The organism is Acidobacteriota bacterium (genome assembly GCA_016716435.1).
Classification (GTDB): domain Bacteria; phylum Acidobacteriota; class Blastocatellia; order Pyrinomonadales; family Pyrinomonadaceae; genus OLB17.
In genome coordinates this window covers 211,118-236,763 of record JADJWI010000007.1, presented here as the reverse complement: position 1 = coordinate 236,763, position 25,646 = coordinate 211,118, and the positions used below count along the sequence as shown (strand labels likewise).

General features: G+C 56.8%; 22 protein-coding genes, 2 tRNA genes and 1 pseudogene. 14 read left to right on the top strand and 11 right to left on the bottom strand.

What is annotated here, in order from left to right; translation table 11 throughout:
• Positions 1–13 precede the first annotated feature (13 nt).
• The 7 genes and pseudogenes from IPM21_12045 to IPM21_12015 all read right to left on the bottom strand — a co-directional run bounded on the left by IPM21_12045 (position 14) and on the right by IPM21_12015 (position 4,181).
• On the bottom strand, positions 14–556 hold the full coding sequence (locus IPM21_12045) for a hypothetical protein (GenBank protein ID MBK9164614.1): 543 nt from the start codon (positions 554–556) through the stop codon (positions 14–16).
• Positions 557–586: 30 nt separating this feature from the next.
• Positions 587–964 (bottom strand): hypothetical protein, encoded by a 378-nt coding sequence (locus tag IPM21_12040; protein MBK9164613.1) that lies wholly within the window; start codon positions 962–964, stop codon positions 587–589.
• A gap of 712 nt (positions 965–1,676) precedes the next feature.
• Positions 1,677–1,925, bottom strand: a complete 249-nt coding sequence (locus IPM21_12035) for a hypothetical protein (GenBank protein ID MBK9164612.1) — start codon at positions 1,923–1,925, stop codon at positions 1,677–1,679.
• 24 nt (positions 1,926–1,949) lie between these two features.
• Complete coding sequence (locus tag IPM21_12030) at positions 1,950–2,600, bottom strand: hypothetical protein (protein MBK9164611.1); 651 nt, start codon at positions 2,598–2,600, stop codon at positions 1,950–1,952.
• Positions 2,601–2,853: 253 nt separating this feature from the next.
• The gene (locus tag IPM21_12025) at positions 2,854–3,066 is read right to left on the bottom strand and encodes a hypothetical protein (protein ID MBK9164610.1); all 213 of its coding nucleotides are present in this window, start codon (positions 3,064–3,066) and stop codon (positions 2,854–2,856) included.
• A gap of 325 nt (positions 3,067–3,391) precedes the next feature.
• On the bottom strand, positions 3,392–3,610 hold the full coding sequence (locus IPM21_12020) for a hypothetical protein (protein ID MBK9164609.1): 219 nt from the start codon (positions 3,608–3,610) through the stop codon (positions 3,392–3,394).
• An 8-nt stretch (positions 3,611–3,618) separates the two neighbouring features.
• Positions 3,619–4,181, bottom strand: a pseudogene (locus tag IPM21_12015) (RNA polymerase subunit sigma-70).
• Between the two features lie 127 nt (positions 4,182–4,308).
• Here IPM21_12015 and IPM21_12010 point away from each other — a divergent pair.
• The 9 genes from IPM21_12010 (at position 4,309) to IPM21_11970 (ending at position 18,264) form a co-directional block, all read left to right on the top strand.
• Positions 4,309–4,821 carry a hypothetical protein gene (locus tag IPM21_12010; GenBank protein MBK9164608.1) on the top strand — a complete coding sequence of 171 codons (513 nt, stop codon included), beginning with the start codon at positions 4,309–4,311 and terminating at the stop codon, positions 4,819–4,821.
• Positions 4,822–5,000: 179 nt separating this feature from the next.
• The gene (locus IPM21_12005; protein ID MBK9164607.1) at positions 5,001–5,264 is read left to right on the top strand and encodes a hypothetical protein; all 264 of its coding nucleotides are present in this window, start codon (positions 5,001–5,003) and stop codon (positions 5,262–5,264) included.
• 65 nt (positions 5,265–5,329) lie between these two features.
• Positions 5,330–6,058: a LamG domain-containing protein gene (locus IPM21_12000; protein MBK9164606.1), complete on the top strand. Its 729-nt coding sequence runs from the start codon at positions 5,330–5,332 to the stop codon at positions 6,056–6,058.
• 348 nt (positions 6,059–6,406) lie between these two features.
• Positions 6,407–6,835 carry a hypothetical protein gene (locus IPM21_11995; protein MBK9164605.1) on the top strand — a complete coding sequence of 143 codons (429 nt, stop codon included), beginning with the start codon at positions 6,407–6,409 and terminating at the stop codon, positions 6,833–6,835.
• Positions 6,796–7,581 carry a hypothetical protein gene (locus IPM21_11990; protein MBK9164604.1) on the top strand — a complete coding sequence of 262 codons (786 nt, stop codon included), beginning with the start codon at positions 6,796–6,798 and terminating at the stop codon, positions 7,579–7,581. Before IPM21_11995 ends, IPM21_11990 begins: the two co-directional genes overlap by 40 nt.
• Positions 7,578–13,211 (top strand): carboxypeptidase regulatory-like domain-containing protein, encoded by a 5,634-nt coding sequence (locus IPM21_11985; protein ID MBK9164603.1) that lies wholly within the window; start codon positions 7,578–7,580, stop codon positions 13,209–13,211. The genes IPM21_11990 and IPM21_11985 overlap by 4 nt, the downstream gene beginning before the upstream one ends.
• Positions 13,212–13,307: 96 nt before the next feature.
• The gene (locus IPM21_11980; GenBank protein MBK9164602.1) at positions 13,308–14,387 is read left to right on the top strand and encodes an abhydrolase domain-containing 18; all 1,080 of its coding nucleotides are present in this window, start codon (positions 13,308–13,310) and stop codon (positions 14,385–14,387) included.
• Positions 14,388–14,640: 253 nt separating this feature from the next.
• Entirely contained in the window at positions 14,641–15,933 is a 1,293-nt protein-coding gene (locus tag IPM21_11975) for a hypothetical protein (GenBank protein MBK9164601.1), read from the top strand.
• Between the two features lie 303 nt (positions 15,934–16,236).
• Positions 16,237–18,264, top strand: a complete 2,028-nt coding sequence (locus tag IPM21_11970; protein MBK9164600.1) for a hypothetical protein — start codon at positions 16,237–16,239, stop codon at positions 18,262–18,264.
• Positions 18,265–18,334: 70 nt separating this feature from the next.
• Here IPM21_11970 and IPM21_11965 read toward each other — a convergent pair whose 3' ends face one another.
• Both IPM21_11965 and IPM21_11960 read right to left on the bottom strand, forming a co-directional pair.
• The gene (locus tag IPM21_11965) at positions 18,335–19,705 is read right to left on the bottom strand and encodes an insulinase family protein (protein MBK9164599.1); all 1,371 of its coding nucleotides are present in this window, start codon (positions 19,703–19,705) and stop codon (positions 18,335–18,337) included.
• A complete protein-coding gene (locus IPM21_11960; GenBank protein MBK9164598.1) occupies positions 19,705–21,249 on the bottom strand; it encodes an insulinase family protein in 1,545 nt (514 codons plus the stop codon). The genes IPM21_11965 and IPM21_11960 overlap by 1 nt, the downstream gene beginning before the upstream one ends.
• A gap of 140 nt (positions 21,250–21,389) precedes the next feature.
• Here IPM21_11960 and IPM21_11955 point away from each other — a divergent pair, with 140 nt between their 5' ends.
• The gene (locus tag IPM21_11955) at positions 21,390–21,608 is read left to right on the top strand and encodes a hypothetical protein (protein ID MBK9164597.1); all 219 of its coding nucleotides are present in this window, start codon (positions 21,390–21,392) and stop codon (positions 21,606–21,608) included.
• Between the two features lie 78 nt (positions 21,609–21,686).
• Here IPM21_11955 and IPM21_11950 read toward each other — a convergent pair whose 3' ends face one another.
• Positions 21,687–23,279 carry an MFS transporter gene (locus tag IPM21_11950; GenBank protein MBK9164596.1) on the bottom strand — a complete coding sequence of 531 codons (1,593 nt, stop codon included), beginning with the start codon at positions 23,277–23,279 and terminating at the stop codon, positions 21,687–21,689.
• Between the two features lie 116 nt (positions 23,280–23,395).
• On the opposite strand from IPM21_11950, the gene IPM21_11945 reads away from it, so the two are divergent.
• From IPM21_11945 to IPM21_11935, 3 genes are all read left to right on the top strand, one after another.
• Positions 23,396–23,752, top strand: a complete 357-nt coding sequence (locus IPM21_11945) for a hypothetical protein (protein MBK9164595.1) — start codon at positions 23,396–23,398, stop codon at positions 23,750–23,752.
• A 16-nt stretch (positions 23,753–23,768) separates the two neighbouring features.
• Positions 23,769–24,575 carry a DUF4328 domain-containing protein gene (locus IPM21_11940; GenBank protein MBK9164594.1) on the top strand — a complete coding sequence of 269 codons (807 nt, stop codon included), beginning with the start codon at positions 23,769–23,771 and terminating at the stop codon, positions 24,573–24,575.
• Between the two features lie 19 nt (positions 24,576–24,594).
• Positions 24,595–24,670: transfer RNA gene (locus IPM21_11935), tRNA-Ile, on the top strand.
• A 24-nt stretch (positions 24,671–24,694) separates the two neighbouring features.
• On the opposite strand, the gene IPM21_11930 is transcribed toward IPM21_11935, so the two are convergent.
• A tRNA-Glu gene (locus IPM21_11930) sits at positions 24,695–24,769 on the bottom strand.
• Positions 24,770–24,896: 127 nt separating this feature from the next.
• Here IPM21_11930 and IPM21_11925 point away from each other — a divergent pair.
• Positions 24,897–25,646: a PepSY domain-containing protein gene (locus tag IPM21_11925; protein MBK9164593.1), complete on the top strand. Its 750-nt coding sequence runs from the start codon at positions 24,897–24,899 to the stop codon at positions 25,644–25,646.

The window sequence follows — 25,646 nt, the reverse complement described above, 5'->3', positions numbered from 1 at the left end:
TGCCCGGCAACTCTCAGCAGAATGCTCCTGAAAACTTGTATTGCTTAGGTAAATCATTGTGAACGCCGGGGCACTCTCGAACAATCCCGGCGGCCGTATCGCCGCCGATCAGCGTTCGGCTTCGAGCGTCGATTTTGCTCCTCCGAGTGCTGCAAGTTGTTCCTTCGCTGACCTTAGGATAATGAAGGTTCATTGACTCGGAGCTTTTGACAATTATCTCCGAGACGGCGAGGCGGTGAATCCATTTTTTATCCGCGGGGACTACGTACCACGGAGCGTGGTCGGTGGACGTATTTCCATCGCCGTCATCGGCTTCATAGTCGTCCCAGTGTCCATGTTCTCTGACATCGGCGGCGGAGAATTTGCAGTTCTTCTCCGGCTCCTCGATGGGTCCATAGCGCTTCCTTCTGCTCCTCGCGTGACACAGATGCCCGCAAAGAACTTCAGGATGTGCGCCGTTCTCGTAGAGGTGCTGCTCCCAGTCGCGGATGTGGTCGAAAGCCCAGAGCGTCCGATCATTCTTTATCTCCGGCGGAAGCTGCTGCCCCTGTAAGATCGCCGGGCACGCGGACGACCAGACTCCTCTTCAATGCGAGCGGCTGGTTGAAGATGCCGATCTTGCCGCGCCCGGGCAGTGCCTCCTGATGCCGCCAAAGGAAATCATGGTCGCAAAACTTCGGCAGAAGGCCTTGAAAGAAACGACCGAAACGCCCTGCGGATTTACGCTCATCACGTGCTTGATCGCTCCGTCCTTGCCGGCGGCGTCCATCGCCTGAAAGACGATGAGCAGCGAATAAACGTCCTGTGCGTAGAGCATATCCTGCAATTCCGTCATCCGCTCAATGTTTTTCGCAAGGTCCTCGCGGGCCTGATCCTTGTCCTTGTAACCGTCCGTGTCGTCGGTCTTGAACTTTGAAAGATCGACCTTCTTGCCGGCCGGGATCCTGAATTGATCTATATTCATCTGGTTTGTTAACTGAAACTAAAGTTTTGCCAAGACGGTCTCAAGCTCGGCAATGAGCTTAACATCAACTTCGGGGAGCGACCCCTCGCTCTTCAGTCCGTTGAGCATATCAACAGCTGTCCGAAAGTGCTCGCGGGCTTTTTGCATTTCTCGCCTAGTTTCGAAAAGTTCTCGGCAAGGTACCGGTGCGAAAGAGCGATGTCGCGGCGAGCATTCTTGTTTCCGGGATCACTTTCGGCCACTTGCTGCCATAGCTCTAACGAGCGGACGAAATCGGCGTTTGAACCAGCGAGGTCGTTGCGAAGCCGGCGTGCGAGTCCGGCCCGCGTATAAATACGGCCAAGGTCCGTGCGGTAGAACGCGGTTTCACGGCTCGCTCGATCAGACCAGGAACTGCGTCTCGGCGATCTTTAGCGTGTCCAATGCTTCGTCGCTTGCTTGAGGTTTGCGGCGGCGACCGCGACCCGATAATTCCCGTCCGGGCGAGGTTTTCATGTCGGAACTGGATATCGGCCGGGTCAAACTCAACACCCTCTTTTCTTTGAGCCGTCAGCAATGCCTTCCAGCGAACTCGAGCGAGCGCTCGCCGATTGTGATGTCTTCGAGAGATGCCGCTCTCAAGCTATGGCGCAAACGCGCCACATCAGTGCGCGTCCGGGCATCGTTCGGCTTTTCGGCTAGAGTTTCTCCATTCCGCCAACCGCGATGGACATCATCGCTTCGGCGTTCCTGTTCGCCATTCCACGATAAGCGGACTTGCCGAGGTCGGCGTGCGTAACGAAGGACACCTCGCGGGTTCGCGGACATCGGCAGGAAGTTCCGCAGTTCCCACATGGTCGCTTTCAGCGAACGCTATCGCCTCCGGATACTGATTATTCGCCTGATGATGCTGCGAAAGCTCGGTCAAGATACGCAAATACGCCAGCCTGAGCGAAACATCGCGGGGATGAGCACTCCACAAGCCCCTCAGATCTGCCGCGCCCGTTCAAAAGCGCCAGACGGCGTCCCTTGTGTATCGCCCCGCCAGTAGCGGGCATCGGATAAATGACGAAAGTTCTCGGCAAGAAGGCGAAGGTTTTCCGGCGTTTCCAGGTTGGGCGGGCCTAATGGCGTTAGCCTTCTCGTAGCTCAGAAAGTGCACCGGCAAGGTCGCCCAAATTTGGCTTGCTCGGATGGCCTGCAATTCACCGATCTTCTCGTAAGCGGCCGCGAGCTCCTTTTTGAAGTTCGCTATCGCGCGGAGCTTCCGTAGCAAGGCTGTCGAGATACTCAAGAGCACGCTTGACCAAGATCTCGGCCTCGGTCGAGCCTCCAAGGGTCTCTCGATCTTTGGTGTGATCTCGAAAAGAAGCGAGTTCGAGAGCTTTCTTACGTCCTGAAAACGCTGCTCGGCCCGGTCGCGTTCGGCCCGAGCAACTTCCGCCTGCCAGATGGACACCCCAAACCCTAAAAGCAAGCTAGCCGCCGCGAGCGTTCCTTCCAGGCCGCGTTCCAGTTTCGGCGGACGAACTTCGAAGCTCTGTAAGAGAAGTGCTCGACGGGCGAAGGATCGGCATTCCGTCGAGAAACCGCCACGCCGAATATCAGCGGCGAGATCTGCCGCGGTCGCATAAACGCCGCTTCTGCCTCTTCTCAAGGCACTTCATCGCGATCGTATCAAGATCGGACGCGATGCCCGACCGCAGAGACGCAGTACTTCCCTTTTCGCATTACACGGAACTCGACAGTTGCCTGGATCGGAACCGGTAATGGTTCGGACGATCTCCTCGAGGCTCATCCCCGTCAAAACGAACGGCTTCGAATCGGTGAGGTTCGTAAAGATCACACCGAGGCTGTAAATGTCCGGAAGCTATCGTCACCCTTGCCACGGACCTGCTCCGGCGAGCAGTTTATGCGGCGTGAATGCCGGGAACCGTCGCGGTCTGATCTTTTTCGCCGCCCGGCTCATCGATAGGCTTTGCCAGGCCAAAGTCAACGGCTTGGCCTCGCCATCGGATGTTATAAGAACATGCCCGGCTAAGGTCACCGCGGTGAACTGTGAGGTTGCGGTGAGCATAATCCACGGCTGGACAGATCTTGAGGAAGAGATCAAAGCCGGTCATTCAACGGACTATTGGCTCTCTCGAGACATACTCGTTAAGCGGAAGGCCGTCTATGTGTTCCATCACAAAGAAAGGCTCACCGTTTTCAGAGACGCCTCCGTCGTAAAGGTTGGGCAATGTTCGGATGATGAAGACCCCGCAAGGATCTCTGTTCGGCACGAAAAACGTCGTTCGGTTTCTGCGTCCGCAACGGTATTTCGGACTAACTTCAAAGCCGGGTTTGCTTGAATTCGCCGTCGCCGGGGCGTTCGACCAGGAACACGGCACCCATGCCGCCGCTGCTTATTCGCGAACGATCCGATAGCTTCCAAAGAACCGGCCGGCTTTAGTGTTTGGTCCGCAAACACGCGTTCGACAGGTCGAAAGCATTTGCTTCGAGTATGTTCGCCGTCTCGTCACGTGAGCTAAGAAGTGATGCTCCCTCCACCGCGAGCTCAGCATCACCTTCGGCAGCTTCGCTGACAAAGGCTTCGCGCTCACCGGGCTCCAGAGCCTCGGCCTGTGCAAAGATCTCCTTAAGTTTTGACCATTTCTCCCGGTCCATCTCGGCCTCTAAGTTCTGGTCAGTTCACGTTGAAGCCATGCCTTCGCAAAGCTCCATTCTCTCTTGACAGTGGTCGCCGCGATACATCGAGAAGATACGCCGCGCTTCTTCGATAGATAGACCGCCGAAGAACCGAAGCTCGACAACCTTAGCCTGCCGCGGATCGCTTTTCCAACACCTCAAGGCATCCTCAAGATTCAAGAGATCGATCGGCTTGTTTGCGGCAAGGCTGACCGTCTCTTCGAGTAGAACGCGTTCGCCGCCATCTCGTTTTGCGGCCTTTCGGGCACGCGCGTGGTCAATAAGTACTTTTCGCATCACTTCGGCAGCGACTGCAAAAAAATGAGCCCGATTCTGCCAGCTAACCTGCTCCCCAGTTGACCAACCGGATGTACGCCTCATGGACCAAAGCGGTCGCCTGAAGCGTGTGCTCCGGCCGTTCATTTGTGAAATATGCCCGAGCAAGCCGCCTGAGGTCGTCATAAACGACCGGCAAGAGCTCATCCGGGGCATGCTTATCGCCGCTCCCGATCCGGCTCAGAAGTTCGGTCACATCGTTCGGCTCAGGCATAGGGTGAAGAATTTTCAGATTATACAGCCAATCTCGGGCAAATCGGAAACTTTTTCCCCAGGTGGTCCAAAACTCGATTGATTAACGCCTTACTGCCCAGAGACACAAATATCTAGGAGAAAGCCAAATGAGATCCCCCAGGAATCGTCGTTTTCGTCCCACGCTTCGCTATGCTGCACTGTCAATACTCGCGGCCGCATCGCTTTCGCTTGTCGTTTTGGGCATCGTCCGCTTCGGCGTCAGTGCGAGTGTTGCCACCGTGGTCGGAAGCAACAGTGCTACAGTTGCGGAACCCTCATCACCTGCAAGTGCAAGAAAGGCAAGCGAGCAAGACAAGCTGCAGAACGTTTCCGGGCTTTTCCTGTTCGAGCTGGACAATACTCTACAGAAGCTTGAAAACATTGGCACATCGAACGATGTTTCTTACTTCACCTTTCTCGCCGATTCTGAACCCGTATTTTCTCCTGATGGTTCAAAGATCCTATTCCGAACGCAGCGGATGCGTGACTTCCATCCCGCCGATCCGGGCGAGGCTTTGGATAATGGACCCGACCGGTTCAATCAACGACGTCTGACCTTCAATTCATCGACAGAGCGAAATTTCTCATTTTTCGCGAGATGGTCAAAAGATCACATTTGAACACGCGTTCGAGGATCGGATCTGGGTTATCAACTCCGACGGGACTGGCTTGACCGAGATCCCGAATCCTTTCAGATGATTCCACCTCACGTCCGGCTCTTTCGCCTGATGGCTCGAAGGTTGTCTTCGAACGGAACTTCACGATTTGGATCGCCAATTCTGACGGCACCGGCCTTCAAGTGTTGACGCAAGGCGGCGGCGAGTATCCGTTCTTTTCTCACAACGGTCAAAAGGTCTATTGGACCAGCGGCGCCGCGATATACCGCGCAAATCCGGATGGCACCGGCGAAGGACGGTGGTCGACGGAAGTAATGACTCTTATAACGTCTTCAGAGCACCTGCCCTGTCGCCAGACGGGCAAAACTGCTCTTCGAGTGCGACCGCTTCACGTCCGGCATTTGCATGTAGCACCAACGGACGGCACAAAACCACGATCGACCTGATCGAGGGAAACCTGACGAGACTCTTGAAAAGCCGGTTTGGTCGCCGAACGGCTCTCAGATCGCTTATGTTCGAACCGGTCAAGACGGGCACCAACGGATCGCAATTGCGAGTTCGAACGGCACCAATCGCTTCGAGACGTTTAACACCGGAAGCCCTTCGCGGTTTATCGGAAGGCTTGCTTGGCAGCCAGCATTATTTCTTTGGGAAAGGAGCTTGCTGCACCGGCTCTAACTTCTATGTTGGCGTCGATTTGGACAACCGCCCGTTCATTGACGTCAGCCACGAATCCGGAGGTTCTCGGGTTGCGGCCTTTGGCCACGAGCTGGATCTTTACACATGGACGCATCTCGCTCTTCGAAGAGAGGGCAACGAGTTCCACCTTTACAAGAACGGCCAGCATGTTGTAACGCATACCGAAAACCAGATCATCGGGACGAACGACGCGCCTTTCACCATCGGAAAAGGCGATGGCGTTACGGCTCCCGAACTGACCGCCTTCGGAATGGCGGACGAGGTCGTGCTTTACAACCGAGCTCTTTCGGAGACCGAAATTCAGGCACTCGTCAATATGACCGGGGCGATGCTCGGCTCGACTGACTGCCCGCCGGTTCAGAAATCCCGCATATCGCTTGGCGGCCCGTTCCTCTTTCCGGTTGCTCAGGGCCGTTCGGTTCAAGTCGAGATCCGCTTGTCCGATCCTGCACCGGCCGGCGGTACGACCATTTCGCTGGCCTCCACCGATCCTTCGGCGATGACCGTTCCCGCCAGCGTGTTTATCCCAGAGGTTCGGTGAACACTTTTTCGATGCAGCGACCATCCTTTCGGTCCCGCCATCCACCACATATTTCAGCGCCGACATCATCGCTACAGAAGGGCCAATACATCTCGAACGACGGTCGTTATCGCACCGGCATCTGCCGACCTTGCTGCGTCGAACCTGGCAGCACCGCCGACGGTCAATATACTTCAGAACTTCAATGCGGAAATCACGGTTACAAATAACGGCCAGGTCGCGACCGGCAGTTACCGCGAAGACGAGATCTGGATATCGCAGGACCCGATACTTTTCAATGACCCGGGTGACAACTTCGTTGGGCTGAAATTCGACAACGCGGGCGTCCTCGTTCCGGGCCAGTCGAAGGTGTTCACGGCAACGAATATCAACATTCCATCGATCGCGATCCCGACCGACGGTACCTATTACCTTTTCTACCGAGTTGGGCGAAATATTCCGGAGCGGAACGGCAATTTTCAGGACAACTACGCGTTCATTCCGATCCAGGTGAACCGCAACCTCCCAGACCTGATCACAGAGAATGTCCAGATCCCGGCGGAGATCGAACCCGGAGTTCAGTTCACTATCAACTGGGACGTGCGGAACGCAGGAGCGCCAACACAAAGCGGCTTCGGTCACAACGTTTACTTCTCATTCGATCAAACGATCGGAAATGCCGATGACATCCTGATCACTCAGCGGGTCAGTCCCGCCTTCGCAGTTGGCCAATCGCAATCTTTTCTCAGCAATATACCGTGCCGACACTTCCGGTGCGCGATTCGAGCGATGCATTGATCTATGTTGTCGTCGATCCTGCCAATCAGGTTTTCGAGGATAATCCCGGCGGTCCGGCCGAAACTAACAACACCACGAGCGTCCCGACTCGGTTCGAATACCGCGTCCCCGACCTCCAGGTACAGAGTGTGACTCCTCCGACGGAGGTCGATTCTGACACCCAGTTCGCCCTCCAATGGACGACCATCAACACCGGACTCCGCGCCTCGAACCCGATGTGGGAGCGTGTCTTTTTCTCGACCGATAACCAGGTTGGCGGCGATGTCCTGCTCGGTGAGTTCTTGCTCAACCAGCCCATTGCTGCTGGCGAATCCATCAACCGCGTCCAGAACGTGACGATCCCGACCAATTCGATCTCCGCGACCGGAGATTACTTTGTCTACGTCCAGACCGACGCCTTTAGCAATGTGAATGAAGGTGCCAATGAGAATAACAACGTCACATTCTCGCCTTCCGGGTACGCAGGCTTCTTCGGCCCGATCTGGCGGTCACGAACATTACCGCTCCGCCGACTGCCTTCTTCGATCAAGAGATACAGGTCCAGTGGACCGTTTCCAACAACGGCACCGGCCCGACCAACGCTCCGAACTGGACCGACCGGCTCTACATCGGCCCAAACCCGTCGCTCAACGCCGCAACGCCGCTTGCAACGACATCTAATACAAGCTTTCTCGATGCAGGCGAGAGTTATGTCGCATCGGCGACCGTGCGCATCCCTCGGGGAATCTCCGGAAACTATCAAGTGATCGTTAATACCGACATTAACAATGCGGTCAATGAAGAGAACGAGGCAAATAACCTGAGCGTGCGTTCGATCACGATCAACGTGCCACTACTTCCCGATCTGAGGGTCTCGAATGTACAGGCCCCCGACGAAGGATTTGGCGGAGCTCCGATCGCTGTTTCGTGGACGGTGACGAACAACGGCGACGGCCCGGTGCCGGCGAACGAATCGAACTGGACCGATACGATCATTCTTTCTCGCGATGCCGTCCTCGACGGCGTTGATCCGGTCATCGGCAGCCGGCCGCGAAATGGCTCGCTCACATCGGGCGGAAACTACAGTGTCTCAAACTTCAGCGTCACGCTTCCGCAGAATGCCTTTGGCGAATATTACGTCTTCGTTGTCACGGACGCGTTCGGCCAGGTTTACGAATTCAACGACGAAAACAACAACAGCGACTATGACCGGGTCGAGCCCGGCTCGCCGTTGAATGTGCTCGGCACGCCGCCGGATCTTACCATTCCGGCACCGATAAATGCTCCGAGCTCTATAGTTGCCGGCCAAGGGCTCACGGCTTCTTTCACCGTGCTCAACCAAGGTGCGTTCGATGCGGTTGGGAATTGGCGAGAGGCTCTCTATCTCTCGGCAGATCAAAACCTTGATCCTGTGAACGACATACTGCTCGGGGCAACGGCGAGAACAAGCCTCGGAGCAGGGCAGAGTTACGGCCCCTCGGTGAACGTCACGATTCCGACTTGCCTCAATGGGACATACTATTTGATCGCCGCGACCGATGCCTACAATTCGCTCTTTGAGTTCGACCCTAAAGGCAATGGCGAAACGAACAACCTGAGCCAGCCGAAAGCGATCGATATCAGCAGCTTTGCGCCGGACCTGCGGGTTACGGATATAACGGTGCCGCCGGTGGTCATCAACGGTGCGATGCCGATCTCTTGGACGGTCAAAAATTTCGGCACGGGAGCAACCGTCCAAACTAGCTGGGCAGACCGCGTTTACCTGATCAACAATAATCAGCTCTTTAACCTCGGCACCTTCCCGCGGCAGGGCGGCCTTGCTATCGACGGCGAATACACGCAGAACCAGGTCGTGAATATTCCGCTGTTTTTGCAGGGTGACGTGATCATTTTCGTAGAAACCGATTTCTACAACGCGGTTCCGGAGTGTTCCTTCGAAGAGAACAATCAGGACTCTGCACAAACTCAGCTTCAAAGCGACCTGCCGGATCTTCGCGTCAATACGATCCAGGCCCCGGGCTCCGCCTCGCTTGGCTCGCAGATCACGGTCGATTGGGCCGCTCAGAACTTCGGTTCTCCGATCAATTCGCAGAGCTGGGTCGATCGCGTCTATCTTTCTTCGGACGCAACGTTCAGCTTTGGCGACGTCCAGATCGGTGGATCGCTGCTTAACCAATCGCTCGGAACCAACGGCACATATTCCCGACAAGTGACCGCTACGATACCAAACCTGCCGGTCGGCAGTTACTACCTGATCGTCGTCTCCGACGCCGACGGAAACGTCGCCGAAGGGATCAACGACAATAACAACGCCACGGCTGTACCGATATCGCTCACCGCTCCGGCCGTCGATCTTCAGGTAACGACGGTGAATGTCGATCCTGTGATCTACTCGGGACAGTTCGCCAACATCTCGTGGACCGTCACAAACACCGGTTCGGAAGCGACAGCCTCCAGCACCTGGTCGGATTGGGTCGTGCTCTCCCGTGACGCGATATACGACCCGAGCGATACGCTTCTCGAGTTCCGTCGCCGAAATGAAGGACTTGCCGCCGGCGGCTATTATACCGAGAATCGCCAGATCGCCATTCCCGCAGGACTCACGGGTGACTACCGAATCCTGATCATCACCGACCGGCACAACGAAGTTGTCGAAACCAACAACGGCAATAATCTCGGCTTTGCTAACACTGAACTACAGTTGCCGCCGCCAGCCGAACTCAACGTCACGAACATAACGCCTCCTTCGGGGATCGTTCTCGGCGAAGCGGCAACATTCGAGTGGACGGTCCAGAACTCGAGCTCGAATTCCGCCTCCGGCATCTGGCAGGACACGCTCTATCTCTCGACCGATACGACCTGGGACAGCGGCGATATTGTAATTGGTTCCAAACAACGAAGCGGAACTCTCGCCGGCTTCGCGAGCTATACGGAAACGCTCGAAACGGTCATCCCGCCGGTCGATCCCGGCAGCTACTACGTGATCGTTCGAACGGATTCCCGCAATTCGGTTCGCGAGTCGAACGAGACGAACAACGTCGCCGCCTCGGTCGGGCAGACACAGTTAAGCGTCCAGAACCTGACGCTCGGCGTGCCGGTCAATACCACGCTCGTCACCGGACAGGAGCGATTCTTTAGCGTGCTCAACACGCCGGCCGACGAGGTGATGCTCATCAACCTGGACGGTGAAACGGGCTCGAGCAACGAACTCTATACCCGCTCCGGTTCGATGGTCTCGCGGGCGAACTATGAGCTGCAAGGCTTCCGTCCGGGCGAGCCCGATCAGGAGAACGTGGTTTCGAACACGCAAGCCGGTTCGTACTTCACGATGATCCGGGGCGATGTCGTTCCCGGATCGTTCGCCGAACAGCTTCGCGAAGGCAATAAGGCCGCCGCCGAAAAGAAGGAACAGGGTTCTAACCTTGCACCGCAGAACGTGACGCTCCGCGCCGAACTGCTTCCCTTTACGGTTCGACGCGTCTCGCCGGAATCGGCCGGCAACGCCGGAATCGCGTCGCTCCAGGTTGACGGGGCCAAGTTCGATGCCAACGCGAGCCTCAAGCTCGTAGGCTCGGGCGGCCTTGAGATCACACCCGCTCAAATGGCCGCCGGTCCAACGCGTATCGCCGCCATCTTTGACCTCAACGGTAAACCGGCGGGATCGTATGACGTCGTGGTCACCAACCCGAACAGCCAATCCACGACACTCGAAGATGGCTTTGAGATCGTCGAAGGCGGCGGCTACCAACTCCGCGCCTCGATACCTCCGGGACCAACTGTCGGCCGCGGCGGATTGACCCAACGATTTACCTTTACTGCCCATAACGACGGTATCAACGATGCTTTGTATGTTCCCATCTTTATCCAGATACCAGCGGGGTATTCGTACTCGATCGACCGCTCGAACTATGTCGATTATCCTGTAGCCGGACTCCCGCCCGGCGCTGACCCTGCACAGATCCCGATCCACGCCGATATCGACGGAATCCGTGTGATCATGCTTTACGCTCCAATATTTCGAGCGAACTCGAGCATAAACATCAAGGTCGATGTTGCCCTCCCATTCAACTTCGGTGAGTTTCCGGTTGCGATTCAGTTGCTTCCTTCGCTCAACGAAGGAGCTCAGGCCCTCGGTCCAGATTTCGGGGCCCTCGACCCCAGCCTCGCCGCCATGCGTTTGTCCGGAGGAGCACAACCGGTTGACCCGAGTTGCTGGCTCGAACTCTTCCGGCAGGTTCTTTTTGCTGCACTCAACGAATTGCTGCCGAGCGATTGTCTCAAGGGCCTTTGGACTCTGGCGTCCGCTGCAGCGGATTCGATGACTGGGCTGTTCCTCAAGGAAGCGACCGGGGGACCGGGAGGTTGGGATTGGGTTTCGTCGATCGCAGGGCAACTCGTTAACTCCCTTCCCAAGATCGCTGAATGCGCGGGTAAAGCTATCCCATGGATAAGAGCCGTTTCGATCGCTCTCACTCTCATCCAACTCCTCAGTCAGCTTGATGACTGTCTCGGTGGCCGCTTCAAACAAGAGGTCATCTTCCGACAACCATTTTCGATCGATCCAAACGAAAAGCTTGGGCCCGCCGGGTATGGTGCTGAGAAGTTCGTTGGAGTCCAACAGCCGATCGAATATCGGATCAACTTTGAGAATCTGGCGACCGCGGAGGCTCCTGCGCAGGTAGTGAAGATCGTCGATCAACTTCCGCCTACGCTCGACCCGCGGACGTTCCGGCTCAAAGAGATCGGCTTTAAGCAATACAGCGTTGCGGTTCCGGAGAATCGTGCTTTCTATCAAACGCGAATGCAGCTTGGCGAAGACCTCGGAAACATTCAAGCTGAGATCTCGGCCGGGCTTAACATCCAGAATGGAACGGTCACCTGGACGTTGACAGCCATCGATCCACAGACCAATGAGCGGCCGCTCAGTCCGCTGGTCGGCCTGCTGCCGCCAAACAACGAGGAACGCGATGGCGAGGGCTTTGTGACCTTTACGGTCCAGCCGAAGGCCACGCAAACCACCGGCACCGAGATCGCGAACTTCGCGACGATCTTCTTCGATGAGAACGAGCCGATCGTCACAAACGCGACCTCGAACACACTCGATGCGGACATCCCAACGAGCAGCGTCGCCCCGCTGCCGGCTACGCTCGATACGCCCGAGATCAATCTCACATGGGACGGCAACGACGCCATTGGCGGTTCGGGAATGAAAGGCGTCACTGTATATTTTTCTGAGAACGGCGGGCAGTACCAACCGTTGCTGAGTGCCGAAGGCCCGGGTTCTGCCGTGTTCCTCGGTAACTGGGGCCGAACGTATCGATTCTTCTCCGTCGCCACCGACAATGCCGGGAACATCGAGACGATACCCGCCACGCCCGGCGCTGTCGTCTCCATCCTCGGCGGAGCGGCCGAGAGCGACCTGGCCCCGCGGCCGAACGGCAACAACGACGGCACGGTCTCGATCGCGGATCTCACGCAGGTGCGGCGGTTCGTCTCCGGGCTCGATGCCGACTTCCAATACAACGAGTTCCAGCGGGCCGATACCGCACCGCTCGCGACAAGCGGAGACGGCGTGCTCTCGGTCGGCGATATCATTCAATCCCGCCGTTATGTTGCTGGGCTTGATGAGGTCAAGAACGCTGCCGGCCCGAATGCCGCCACTGGCGGAGCCTCGGTCAAGACCGTTGCTGGCCGTGAGTCGGCGATGGGCTCTCGCGAAATAAGGCCCGTTAGGCTCACCCGCTCCGGCAACCAGGTCGGCGTTGCCATCGAACTCGCGGCCCAAGGCGATGAGGTAGCGGTCGGCTTTACGCTTAGTTTCGACCCGCAGGTCATCTCAAGCCCGGCGAACATCTCGCTCGGTACCGGTGCCGCCGGAATGAGCCTGACCGTCAACTCCTCGCAGGCGGCCGCAGGGCGGCTCGGCATCGTGCTCGATAAGGACCCGACGCAGCCACTTCCGGCCGGTACGCAGCAGCTTGTGACGATTACATTCACGGTCGCTCCGACCAACCCGGCCTCGGCTCTCATCGCGTTCGGCAATTCGCCGGTCCGCCGCGAAGCGGTCAACGGCCTGGCCGAAAGCCTTTCGGTCACGTTCACCGATGCCGCGATCTCGCTGCTTGCTCCGACCTCGGCACCCGCCACGCTCGCCGGCCGTGTGACGGATGCTGCGGGCAGCGGAATCCCGCTCGCCTCGATCACCGTGACCGATGGCGAAGGCAACACCTGGCAGACCATCACGAGCAGCTTTGGCAATTACCGCATTGAGGGGCTCGGCTCGGGCCGGCTTTATTTCATAACGGTCGAGCGGCGGCAGTATCAGTTCGCTGTTCCTGCCCGATCCGTCCAGCTCAATGAAGACCTCTTTGATGTCGATTTCCATGCGGTCAATTGAACCTGGGGAGACGCACCGCTTATCGACACTTGCCGCCGGACCTGCTCCGGCGGCTTTTTTGCTTTTTCGCACCGCCCAGCGATACGATTGAGGTTTATGCTGCGGCGGTACATGCACAACCGGGAGCGATACTTCGCGATGCTCAATGACAATCGCGAGGTCCGGCCTTTTGAATGGGGCCTCGAGTTCATTGCGCCCGAGGCCAACGGCGGTGACCCCGCTACCGAGTTTGCCGCCGCGGCCAAGCGGATCGTCGAGAACAGCGACGACTATTTCTCGCTGCCGGCGGAGATCGATTTCAGCATCGAGCGGCGGCTTTATCCTTCGGCCGCATCGCTGAGTGCCGCCGAGCTTTCCGGGCCCGTCAAGCAGGTCGAGATGCCGATCGTCACCTGGCCGAGTGCTCTTGAGACGCCGTCGGCTGAGAACAACACCGCCTTTGGTGCTTATTTTCCGCATCCGGATAAGCGGGCGGCGGTCATTGTGCTCCCGCACTGGAACGCAAAGGCCGGCACTTACTTCGACCTCTGCAAGTTCTTTAATCGCGTCGGCCTCTCGGCCCTGCGGCTGACGCTTCCCTACCACGAAGAGCGGATGCCACCCGAACTTGAGCGGGCCGATCATCTCGTTTCGTCGAACATCGGCCGCTCGCTGCAATCGATCCGGCAGGCGGTGCTCGATACTCGTGCGGCGGTCAAGTGGCTCCGCGGGCAGGGCTACGAACGGATCGGAGTTGTCGGCACGAGCATCGGTTCCTGTGTCGCATTTCTCGCTTTTGTTCATGACCTTGATATCGACGCCGTCGTCTTCAACCACGTCTCGGGTTATATGGCGGATGTCGTCTGGCACGGGCTCTCGACCTATCACGTCCGCGAGGGAATCGAAGGCAGCATCTCGCTTGATCAGCTTCGCGAGTTCTGGATGCCGGTCTCGCCGATGGCTTATCTCGAAAAGCTCGCCCTCCTGCCGCCCCGCCCGCAGCGTTATATCTACACGCTCTACGACCTCAGCTTCCCCGTCCACCTGACACGCGACACGATGAACGCCCTCCGCCGCCACAGCATCCGCCACAGCAAAGCCGCCATCCCCTGCGGCCATTACACGCTCGGCGAAAAGCCCTGGGTCTACATCGATGGCTACAAGATCATCCGCTTTCTGCATAAGCACCTGCGTTAATCCGCACGAAGTTTTTATCGTGTTTGGTTTCATCATTCAAATCAGCCGGTATAATGAGCAGTCCGGGTTAAAGATGAAAAAATCACATAGAGATCTCGCAGTGCAGAATCTCGGGAGGGATGTGGCGATCGCAGGTGGTCCCAGCTTGGGCGATACGTTCGAGTACCGACTTTTTCGAAAGGTGACCGAAGTATGGCAAAATTTTCACGAATTAATCCTCGTTCAGCGCGCCGATCGGCGACCCTAGATAAATATGCCTCAAGTATTTAAGTGTATCTCGTGTTCAGCCCCGCTTGAATTTTTGGGGCAGATGTCGCAGAAGTGCCAGTTTTGCGGGACGACCATGATCGTACCGCCGGAGGTTTTTGGTGGGCGGCCGGTGTCGTCGCAGGGGTCCGAAGGTTCGGGCGGGTTGAACGAAGAGGTTCGCCGGCTCTGTGCCGCAGGCAGGAAGATCGAGGCGATCAAGGTCTTTCGCGAGCGGACCGGAGCGGGGCTTGCCGAATCGAAATCTGCGGTCGAGGCGATCGAACGCGGCGGGCCGGTCGATCTCGGCGAGGTCATCCAGCGAGCAGCATCCGGAGGCCCGCTCATCGATCCGCGTACGGCAAAGAAGGCGGGCGTTGCCGTCGGAGCGATCACTATTGCGGTGTTCTCGGCGGTCTTTCTCGCGATCGCCGGAGTCACTGCCGCGCTATTCCTTGTTGCGTCGCCCTCGGACGATATCGACGGGCCGGTGTCCGAGACCCCATCCGGCACACGGCCCGTCCGGCCGGGCGGCAATGAGGCCGGAATGGCCGAGCTTCTCCGTTTCGGCGGTGAGGGAACGGGTGCGGGACGGTTCAAGGACAACCGCGTGGTCGCCGTAGATGCCGCCGGTCGCATTTACAGCTCAGACTATTCGCCCGGACGGATCCAGGTCTTCGGGCCGGACGGGAAGTTCATCTCGGCATGGCCAGTCGGCGAGAATGAAAATGTCTATGATCTTGGCGTCAGCCGATCTGGCCGCGTTTATCTTGCGACGAGCAAGGGCATCACGGCCTTTGACGGCGACGAAGGAACCATCGCCGCACAGGTAGCGGAGCGTCGGCTGCGGGGAATTGCCATCGGGCTTGACGGCCGAGTCTATTCGGCCGGCCGCGATGGCTTTGATATCTACGATAAGGACCTGAAGCTGCTTCGCTCCTTTAAGAACGCGGCAAAGGACTCAAACTCTTCCTTCGGCTTTGAAAAGGTTGATGTTGACGGAAACGGGTTCGTTTTTCTCGTCGAGCGGACGACCGACGAGCTCGTGAAATTCTCTTCGGATGGGAAGTTTCTTAACCGCATCCCGACCGGGCTTCGCTCCGCAAACGACATCGCCCTTGATCCGGCAGGACGGATATTTCTCTCGGACACAAGCTCTATCGCGGTCTTCACACCCGAGGGCCGCCCGCTGAAAACTCTCAAGGCTAATCAGGCTTTTGGCATCACCTTCGACGATGCGGGAATGATGTATATCGCGTCTCGGCCTTTCGTTCTAAAGGTCGATCCGGGTCTCGAGTGATCCGCTCTCAACGCACGAAAACGTCCGAAGACGTATGCTGGGTTGCACGTTTTGGTCAGGGCGGCTCGGAACGACCATGTAGCGGCTCGGGCTCGACGAAGCCGGTTCATATGTCAGAGGGGCATTCTAGAGGCAGTAAAACATGGAGTTTTGCGGTCAAATCCACTTTTGTAGCTCGCCGAGAGCCCGATTTCCACATAGATATACGATTTCGGAACGATTATTGCAGAAATCCTTAATAAAACGCTGCGTTCGGCCACCGAATGCATGCGGCTCGCCCCGAAAAGCGTATTGGAGAAATTTATGAGACCCCAAGCTACAAAGACTTTGATCATGATCCTCGCCCTTGCCGCAATGCTCGTCCCATCTGTGGCCGGCCAGGATGACTATTACAGCGAAAACGCTCTTTACAGCGACAGTGGAAGCGACGAGCCGATTGTGACCGACCGCGTTGCCCGCATCAGCGACATCCGCGGCGAGGCACGCGTCCGTCGTGAGGGCACTGAAGAATGGGAAGTCGCCGTTCTGAATCTGCCGCTGGTCGAGGGCGACGAGCTTGTGACCAACTCCGATGGTCGCGTCGAGATCCAGTTTGGTTTGAATAAGTTCGTACGCCTTTCATTTGATTCTCAGCTCCGCATCGTGACGCTTAAGGACGAAGGCATCGCCTTGAGCGTTCCGCAAGGAACGGCGAGCGCGACGCTGCTTGAATTCGATGCTCAGCAGACCTTTTTTGAGATAGATGCCCCGCGGATGACGCTTGCGGCTCAGACGTCTGGGACGTACCGCGTTGACTCGGGCCGCCCCGGCGATATCGATGTGCGAGTGAGCACGGGCGAAACGGGCGAAGCTCGCATCTACTCCTCGACGTCAGGCTTTACGCTTCGCTCGGGCCGTTCGGCTCGGGTGATCATCGACGGTCGGAGTGCGGGCGACTGGGAGAACCTGGACTACGCAGGTGTTTCTGATGAGTTTGACCGTTGGGTGGTCGAGCGTGATTCAGCGATCTCGCGACGGTTGCAGAACGCGCACTACGGTACGTATTACGACCGCGATATCTACGGCGCCGACGAGCTTGATAGCTACGGCGACTGGGAATACACGCAGGACTATGGATATATGTGGCGGCCATATTCCTCGACGATAAGCAGCTACAACGATTGGTCGCCCTATCGCTACGGACACTGGCGTTGGATGTCATCCTACGGCTGGGTCTGGGTTAACGACGAACCTTGGGGCTGGGCGACATATCACCACGGCCGTTGGGTCTGGCATCGCGGCCGATGGTATTGGTCGCCGTATAGCTCATACCGCGGCGGCAGAAGCTGGTGGCGGCCGGCACTCGTTGTTTTGACGCAACGAAACGGCAACTATTGCTGGTATCCGCTGCCATATCAATATCCTTATTACGATTACAATCGGCGGTATTACGGAAACCGGCGTCGCGGCCGAAATCCGCGACCAAGCACACCAAATCCGACTCAGCCAACGCAACCGGTGCCGAGTGGGCAGAGCAATGCCGAACGGATGGCACGGCTTCGGACTCCGCCGTTTCAGCGGGTTCCGGCTGGTTCGGTAGTTACCGTTCCGGGGAAGGACTTCGGCCGAGAGCCGAGGGCCGGACAAAGGCCTCCGCTGGCGGACGCGAGGGAAATACTGACGAAATCGCCTTTCGAGAATAAAACGCCGCCGAACATGCCGGACATCGGCAGTATCGATCGGAAACCGGGCCGCGGCATTTTGACAGAGAAACCGGTGATCGCGAAACGTGAAGTGCCGGTCGCTACCGGTGCCGAAACGCGAAAGCCGAATGCTCCGCTTGACCGTGAACTCAAGGACCGACGAATGCTAGGCGGAAGGCCGCCGCTCGTGACGACACCCGTCCCTGCGGAAAGGACGCCGCCGCAAACGACGGCAGAGCCGCGACGCAGAACAGGTGCCTTCGACCGCAGCGTGCCGAGGGTCGAACCGCAGGTGACCTCAAAGCCGCCGGAGCGGACGCCGACATACATACCGCGGCCCACGCCGAGGCAAACATCGCCGGACCGAAAACCCGAGCCGCCGGTCGAGCGAAATACACGGCCATCGCCGCCCTTCAATCCGCAGCCGAGACCACAGCCTCAGCCGCCAAGGACGGAAACCCCGCGGAGGGCCGAACCGCCAGTGAGGCGTGAAACTCCGGCACCGCGTCCGGCACCGGCCCCGAGGCCGAGCCCGCCGCCGAGGAGAGAAACGCCAAAGCCCGCTCCGCCAAAGAGCGAGTCAAAACCCGAACCACGGAAGCCCTCACCTCCGCTTGCTTCGGAAAGAAAAGGTAAGGATGGCGAATAGCGTCGGTTATAAAATGCGAAAGAGTCGGGAGCGGTCCCGACTCTTTCCTTTTTTGATGAAACCGCTATGGTTAACGCGATTGGGCCGTGAACACGGCAGGATCGGCCGACCGCGGGTCTCCGACAACAACGAAACGGAAGTTCTTGAGATATTTCTCAGAAACTCGGCGAACGTCCAAGGCCGTAACCGCCGTCATTTTCTCAAGGAACTCAAAGGAACGCTTCCAACCGCCGCCGATAAGCTCATACCGGGCAAGCTCGGCCGCCTGTGCGGCGTTCGTTTGCTGATCGGTATAATACTGCGTGACGAATTGCCCGGCCATCCCGTCGATAAACTCATCGGTTACGGTCTGGGTACGAAGCAGGTTCACCTGATCGAGCATTACCTTTACGGATTGATTTGGGTCAACGGTCGTCACGTAGATAAACCCGTAGTTTACCGCCTGATTATTCATCTCGGCGTTTGGGGCATAGGAGAGTTGCCGCTGGATGCGGACCTCCTGATAAACAAGCTGCTGAAGGATCGTCACCGCAACCCGCATCGCGTAATAGTCCGGGTCGGCGAGCGACGGAGCGGGGAAAGCTCCTTGAACGTAATTCGTTTGCAGCGAACGGCTAGTGACCTCGAGCGTCTGCTTCGAGAAATCAAGAGCCGGCAGCGGCTCATGCTTATAGTTGCCCTTCGGAAGTTTGCCAAACGCGGCTTCGACCTTTTCGCGGACGAGCTTCGGGTCGATATCACCGACAATGACAAGCAGCATCCGCGAGGTTTGCATCAGTTTCTTGTGATGCTCGCGGAGCTGATTGGCCGTAAACCCCTGAACGGACGGTATCGTACCCTGCGAGTCGATGCCGTAAGGATGCCCGGCGTAGAGAACCCGCTCTTGTGCCGCTGCCAAGGCGGCATCGGGGCTGGTTTCGCGTTCGCGAAGGCCAGCAAGCATTTGCTGGCGGACACGTTCCACGTCCTCAGTAGCGAAAGCCGGGTCGAGCGTGACGTCAGTAAAAACATTCCAGATGCGGTCGAAATTCTCCTTGGTCGAGACGAAAGAGATCACGCCGAAATCGCTTCCGGCCGAGCCGGCAAGCGAGCTTCCGGTCCGCGAGAGTTCGCGGCGGACCTGTTGACGGTCGAAGCGTTTGCCGGCCTCGGTCGCTACGTTCAGCATAAAGTTTTCGATGCCGGCGGTCTCTGCGGTGTAATTGCGAACCCCGCCTTTGAAGAAGAGTCCGCCCGAGAATGTCGGGGCCGAAGGCCGCTGTTTGACAAGCACCTTGAGCCCGTTGACCTCAAACTCGGTAACGAGCTTCGAAGAGTCGTTAATGGCCGCAGCGGGCTGGGCAAACGAGGTGGCGGAAGCGAAAGCCACTGCAATAAACAAAAAGGCAGCGACTCGAAGGTTCTTGATCATAAAAATTGCTCGGAGGTTCGAATAGTTCATTACTTCGCACCTCCCGTAAGGTCTTGCTCGGTAAGGGCGGCTTTCGCCTTCGCCTCGGGAGCTACCAAGGCTACGCCGACTCGCGGTTTGCCTGTTATGTAGGTATTCACGTAGCGGTTAATGTCCGCACGCGAGGCAGCCCGGAGATTCCGGTGATATCCGCGGAAATAATCGATCCCGGTCGAGGACCACCAAAAACCGAGCGTATGCGAATACTCGGAAGGCTTCTCGCGGTCAAAGAGGTCGAGGTTTTCCAAGATATTCTTTGAATTCTCAAGCTCTTCGTCGGTGTAATAGTTCGGGTTCGTAAACTGTCCGATCTCGGCATGGACGGCCTTAAGGGCGGCCTTGGCTTTATCGGGAGTCGTGATCAGAAACACCGTGATCGGCCCAACGTTTCGCTGCGTGTAGTAATTGATCGAGACGGACGACGCGAGGCCGGTATCGATCAGGTTCCGCTGAAATCGATGATCGGGCTGCGAGAGAATGTAGGAAAAGACATCGGCAGCATAGGTCGAGGCATCGTCCTTGCCGATAGATGGCCCGTGCCAGCCGAGCAGTATAAAAACGTTCTGGTCTTCGCTCTGGCTTTCCTCGCCGGTGTTCTTTTCGATGACCACACCGCTGCTTTTCGGGAGCGGCGGGTGCTCAACAAGTGGGAACTCCTTAAAAGGATCGACCTTCCGCGGTTCCCAACTGCCCATTGTTTCTTGAACCAGCTTGAACACGTCGTCGGGTTTCGCATCGCCGGTGACGATCAGTGCAGCGTTGTTGGGAAAGTAATACCGCGACTGGATTATCCGCATCTTCTCGGTCGTTGCGGCAGCGACAGTTGCTCGGGTGCCGCCGGGATTCTTTCGCGTCGGGTACTTGAAATAGAGACGGTCGTTCAGCTCCTGAAAAAGATATGAGAACGGGTTCGATTCGTTCCGTTCAAGTTCGCCGATCACGATCTGCTTCTCATTCTCAAGCTCTTGCTGGTCGAAGAGCGGGTATCGGACGGCGTTGTTGATTATCCTTACCGCGGTCGGCAGGTTCTGGCTGGTCGTGGTGAAGTAGTAATTTACGACCTCCTCGCGGGTCGAGCCGTTCTGTGCGATGCCGAGCTTATCCACATCGCGAAGGTAGCTGACATCGCCGATCTGGTCTTTGAGCCGCATCGGTTCGTCACAGACCGGGTTAACGCCGCCGCGGAGAACGAAGGGCTGACACTGAAAAAGCAGCGAGGCTAAGTTCGTTTTGAAGAACATGTGCTCGTAAAGGTGCGAGAGGCCGTTTAGTTCCGGTGGCTCGGTGAAAGACCCGTTGCGGACGGCAAGCTCGACCGTTACTATCGGCAGGCTCGGGTCTTCGAGAACGATGACCTCAAGGCCGTTCGGCAGTGTCTTGCTGACGAATGGGACCTCGAAGCTTGGCCGAGTTTGTGCCGGCTGTGCTGTGGTTGCCGTTGTCGCGGGCCTTTGTGCCGGACGTGTGCGCTGTGCGTCGATGCTTCCGACGAAAAAGGACGAAAGCAGCAGGAGCGAAAGTAAAAATTGTTTCACTTTGATCAATTACCCCCGAATCGGACGTCCGGCCGCGAGAAGAGACGGACGAACGCGAATTGCGAATATTAAAAAATGAGCCCTTGCCAGAGCAAAGGGCCGCCCACTAGAATCTAACCTACCACAAGGAGATCAGAGAAATGGAACGTGACAATTTGATGCACGGAGCCCGCACGGCGTTGAACAGAGATCCTGAAATTCGTGCCTGGGCGGAAAATTATTTAAAAGAGAAAACCCGGACCGAAATGCCCGAGCTCTCAGACGAAGACTTCGAAAAGCACTGGAAGTATCACAAGCCGGAGATCGTCCACGCCGGCTCGGCCGAGGCGATGATGGCCTACCGAGAGCGGGAGAAGTAGATTCGCTCAAGCAATGTTTCAAAGGAAAAAGCCAGCTATACGCTGGCTTTTTCCTTTTTGCTTTTGGCTTCAAGAAACCTACTTTTCGTCCGGCATTGTGTCCGGTACCTCGTTTATTGGGTCTTCGGGCGGATCAATGGATTTTGCCTCACGCATCATGCGGGATATTGGTATCGCGAGGATGACCAGCACGACGGCCGCTCCGCCGAGGAAAAGTGCGGTCGTGGTAAAGAGCTTCGGCATCAGCGTGAGGTTCTCGGGGTCAACGTTGCCGCCTACAAGGCCGCCGATCAGGTTGCCGAGGGCCGAAGCGATGAACCAGATGCCCATCACCTGTCCGACAAACCTCCGCGGAGATAGCGTCGTCATCGAGGAAAGCCCGACCGGGCTGACGAAAAGCTCGCCGAGTGTAAGGAATAGATAGAAGATGATCAGCCACATGGCCGAGACCTTAGCCCCATCGGACGAGACCACCATGTTCGAGGCGAGAAGGATCAACACAAAACTGAGAGCTGCGAAGCCAAGACCGATGGCGAACTTTACCGGGCTTGAGAGTTCAATCTTGCGGCTCGCCAGGTAGCTCCAGAATGCGGCTACGACCGGGGCAAAGATGATGATGAAGAGCGAATTTATCGATTGAAACCATGTAGCCGGAATCACGAATGTCCCGATGGTCCGCTCTGTGAAATCGCGTGCAAACAGGTTGAGTGCGGTCGGCGTCTGCTCAAATGCCGACCAGAAGATCGCGGCAAAGATGAACAGGACGGCGATGACGACGACCCTTTTCTTCTCCTCGCCGCTCAAACCGCCGAAGACGAAAAGATAGGCAAAATATCCGAAAGCGATCGCGACCAGGACATAGGCTAAATATTGACCGACCACCGGAGCGTTGATGGTCAAAACGCCAGTTGCGACCAAAACGATAACGAGAGCCAAGATGCCGAGCCCGATGCCGGTAAATAGTTTTACCTGCATTTCCTGTTTTGCTTGGATCGCCGGGTCAGGGTGTCTGGTCGGCTCGGAGCCGATATCGCCAAGCGTTTTCGGCGACATCAGCCAAAACTGAAGCAAACCGATGAGCATCGCGACGCCGGCCGCCGAAAAGCCCCAATGCCAGCCGATCTCTTCGCCGAGGTATCCGGTGACCAAAGCTCCGACCATTGCGCCGATGTTTATCCCCATGTAAAAGATGGAGAAACCCGCGTCCTGTCGGCCTCCGCCTTCGGGATAAAGATCGCCGACCATTGCGGAGATATTCGGTTTCAAAAGCCCCGTGCCGAGCACGATGAAAACAAGGCCGAGAAAGAACGGCAGTTTGGAATCAACAAGGGCAGAGACGCCAATGGTCAGGTGGCCGAGCGAGATCAAAGCTCCGCCGTAGAGTACGGCTTTGCGAAGTCCCAGAAGTTTATCGGCGATCCACCCGCCGGGAAGCGAGGCCAAATAAACACAGGCTGCATAGATGCCGACGATCGCCGAAGCCTCCCCGCGATCCCAGCCCCAGCCGTCCTGCGTTACCGCAGCGGCCATAAAAAGCACCAGCAAGGGCCGCAGGCCGTAGAACGAGAAGCGTTCCCACATCTCGGTGAAAAAAAGCGTGGAGAGGCCCTTCGGATGGCCAAAGAAACCGCCCGTCGAATTGGAGCTGCCGGGATCAGATACTGCGCTCATTAGATTTTTCCTCGAAACAAATTTGAGATTCTGAGAGAGCTAGGGAAATATAGCAGATAATTTAACTTTCGGGAAACGTCACGCGACACACGCAGAATAGCTTACGGAGGTTCACAATGCTCTCTCTCTTTGGAATCATTGCGATCGTCATCTTCGCCATCCACACCTTTCGGAGCGCGAATTCAAATGGTAGGAACGGCGGGCTCTGGGCGGTTATCAGCCTTGCGGTCGGCATCGGGCTACAGTGGGTGCTTCCGCTGGTCGCCGCTACGATCGTCGCCGTCGCATATATCGCATCGGGTTCGAACATCGACACGGTTGAGCAGGACATTTACTGGCCGGCGGTTTTAATTTCGTTTGCCGGGCTGGGCCTGAGCCTTCTGGGAATGTGGCTCATCCTTCGGCACGTCTCGCAGATACCCGACGAAGATCCGACCACGGCGTCAGGCCCGCCGCCCCCGCCGACATTCTGACGATCAGACCGAAAATATGGTAAACGCATTCAAAAGCGATGATTTCCGCGACCCTCTTTTCGTTTCTTGGGTGGCCATAGGCCTGCTCGCTTTGAACGTCATATGCGATGTCGTCTATACGGTGTTCGGGGGAATGATCATTGTTTTTCCCGAATGGACAGTTTATGTCGAGGATGGCGGTATCATTACGCTTTTCGCTTTCGTAGTAAACACTATAGCGGTAATTGAGTTTCCGCTTGGAGTAGCTACAGGCATCGCCTTTTTGATCTGGGTACACCGGGCCTATAGCAATCTCAGCGTACTCAAGGCTCGAAATCTGGAGTTCACTCCGGGCTGGGCGGTAGGTTGGTGGTTCATTCCTTTTGCTAACCTAGTCAAACCGTTCCAAGTAATCCGAGAATTGTTTAACGAAAGCGATCCGGACTTCGACGTCGAGACCGGCTATCTGCATACTCCTTCAGGAACGCCGGTCGAAGTGGGATTTTGGTGGGGAACATTATTAACATCGAATGTGTTGTATCGCATCTCCAACGCACTTTATGGACGTGGTGAACAGCCGGATTCCGAGTATCACGCACCGTTCTTTCTTGGAGGCGCACTATTTACGGTAGCCGCCGGTACATTGGCCATCTATATCGTAAAAGAGACCACAAGGCGTCAGCTCAAACGGTTTGACGTGATCCTTAGTTCATCCGGGAACATTGACCAACCGCCGCCGCCTCCGGTTTTTGGCGATAGCTTGTCGTTCAGGGCAGAGGAACCACATGAAGCGCCGCCGCGGCCGAAACCCGAAGGTTCAGATTTGCCACAAAACCGCGATTGATCTAATCTTATTGATTCGTGCCCTTGTAGCTCAACGGTTAGAGCAGCAGACTCATAATCTGTTGGCTGTAGGTTCGAATCCTACCGAGGGCACCACATTTTTTTCGGGAATTTAAAGGATGGTAGCAGGTACGGGAATCGAACCCGTCTTTCAAGATTGAGAATCTTGCGTCCTAACCGATAGACGAACCCGCCAAGATCTGACGAAACGTAATAATACAACAGCTTTGGAGAATTCCAAAAACTGCTGACACCCGGTTTCCGCATTGCGAACCGGGCCATGTTCTGTTAAAAAGACCAGCAGCCGCCGAGGCGTGCCGCTATGAACCTAAAAGGCCGCAATTTTTACATCCGGAAAGTGCATCGGTATCTCGGTGTTTTCATCGGGGTCCAGTTTCTTCTATGGACGCTCGGTGGGCTGTATTTCAGCTGGACGGTCCTTGATGAGATACACGGCGACCATCTTCGGCATGAGGCCGCGATGCCCGATCCGTCGCTGTTCACAATGCCGCCGCATGAGGCGATGGCTTCGCAGGCGAATGGTGAGGCCGCCGACCTCAATAAATTCAGAATGGTTGCCGTGATGGGCGAGCCTTATTACTCGATCACTTACGGCAAAGGCCCGAAAGCTCGAGCCGTACTAGTTCATGCCGCAAACGGGCGGATTCGCGATCCGATCAATGAACACGAGGCGAAGACAATTGCGACCGGAATGATGCATCAGCCTTCGGAGGTTGCAACTGTCGAGTTCGTGACCCAAGAAGTGATAAGTGGGCATCATGAGTATCGCGAAAAACCGCTTCCGGCATGGGCGATCACACTCAAGCACCCGGAGAATGCTACGGTGTACGTCGGCACCAACGATGGGCAGGTCCATGCCGTCCGCACAAATAGCTGGCGGGCATTCGACTTCCTTTGGATGCTTCACACAATGGATTTCTCCGGCCGCGACAATATCAACAACTACGTTCTAAGAGCGTTTTCCATCCTCGGCATCCTGACCGTTATGTCGGGCTTTCTGCTCTACTTTGTGAGCTCCAAAACACTGCGCCGAACTTGGAAGCGGCGCTAA

Bases quoted from the DNA above. Each gene is read 5' to 3' on its own strand.
- IPM21_12000 (MBK9164606.1), top strand. From the start codon at position 5,330: ATGTTCGAACCGGTCAAGACGGGCACCAACGGATCGCAATTGCGAGTT.
- IPM21_11980 (MBK9164602.1), top strand. From the start codon at position 13,308: ATGCTGCGGCGGTACATGCACAACCGGGAGCGATACTTCGCGATGCTC.
- IPM21_12010 (MBK9164608.1), top strand. From the start codon at position 4,309: ATGAGATCCCCCAGGAATCGTCGTTTTCGTCCCACGCTTCGCTATGCT.
- IPM21_11945 (MBK9164595.1), top strand. From the start codon at position 23,396: ATGCTCTCTCTCTTTGGAATCATTGCGATCGTCATCTTCGCCATCCAC.
- IPM21_11955 (MBK9164597.1), top strand. From the start codon at position 21,390: ATGGAACGTGACAATTTGATGCACGGAGCCCGCACGGCGTTGAACAGA.
- IPM21_12025 (MBK9164610.1), bottom strand. From the start codon at position 3,066: ATGACCGGCTTTGATCTCTTCCTCAAGATCTGTCCAGCCGTGGATTAT.
- IPM21_11940 (MBK9164594.1), top strand. From the start codon at position 23,769: ATGGTAAACGCATTCAAAAGCGATGATTTCCGCGACCCTCTTTTCGTT.
- IPM21_11925 (MBK9164593.1), top strand. From the start codon at position 24,897: ATGAACCTAAAAGGCCGCAATTTTTACATCCGGAAAGTGCATCGGTAT.
- IPM21_12020 (MBK9164609.1), bottom strand. From the start codon at position 3,610: ATGGACCGGGAGAAATGGTCAAAACTTAAGGAGATCTTTGCACAGGCC.
- IPM21_11950 (MBK9164596.1), bottom strand. From the start codon at position 23,279: ATGAGCGCAGTATCTGATCCCGGCAGCTCCAATTCGACGGGCGGTTTC.
- IPM21_11970 (MBK9164600.1), top strand. From the start codon at position 16,237: ATGAGACCCCAAGCTACAAAGACTTTGATCATGATCCTCGCCCTTGCC.
- IPM21_11975 (MBK9164601.1), top strand. From the start codon at position 14,641: ATGCCTCAAGTATTTAAGTGTATCTCGTGTTCAGCCCCGCTTGAATTT.
- IPM21_12040 (MBK9164613.1), bottom strand. From the start codon at position 964: ATGAATATAGATCAATTCAGGATCCCGGCCGGCAAGAAGGTCGATCTT.
- IPM21_11965 (MBK9164599.1), bottom strand. From the start codon at position 19,705: ATGAACTATTCGAACCTCCGAGCAATTTTTATGATCAAGAACCTTCGA.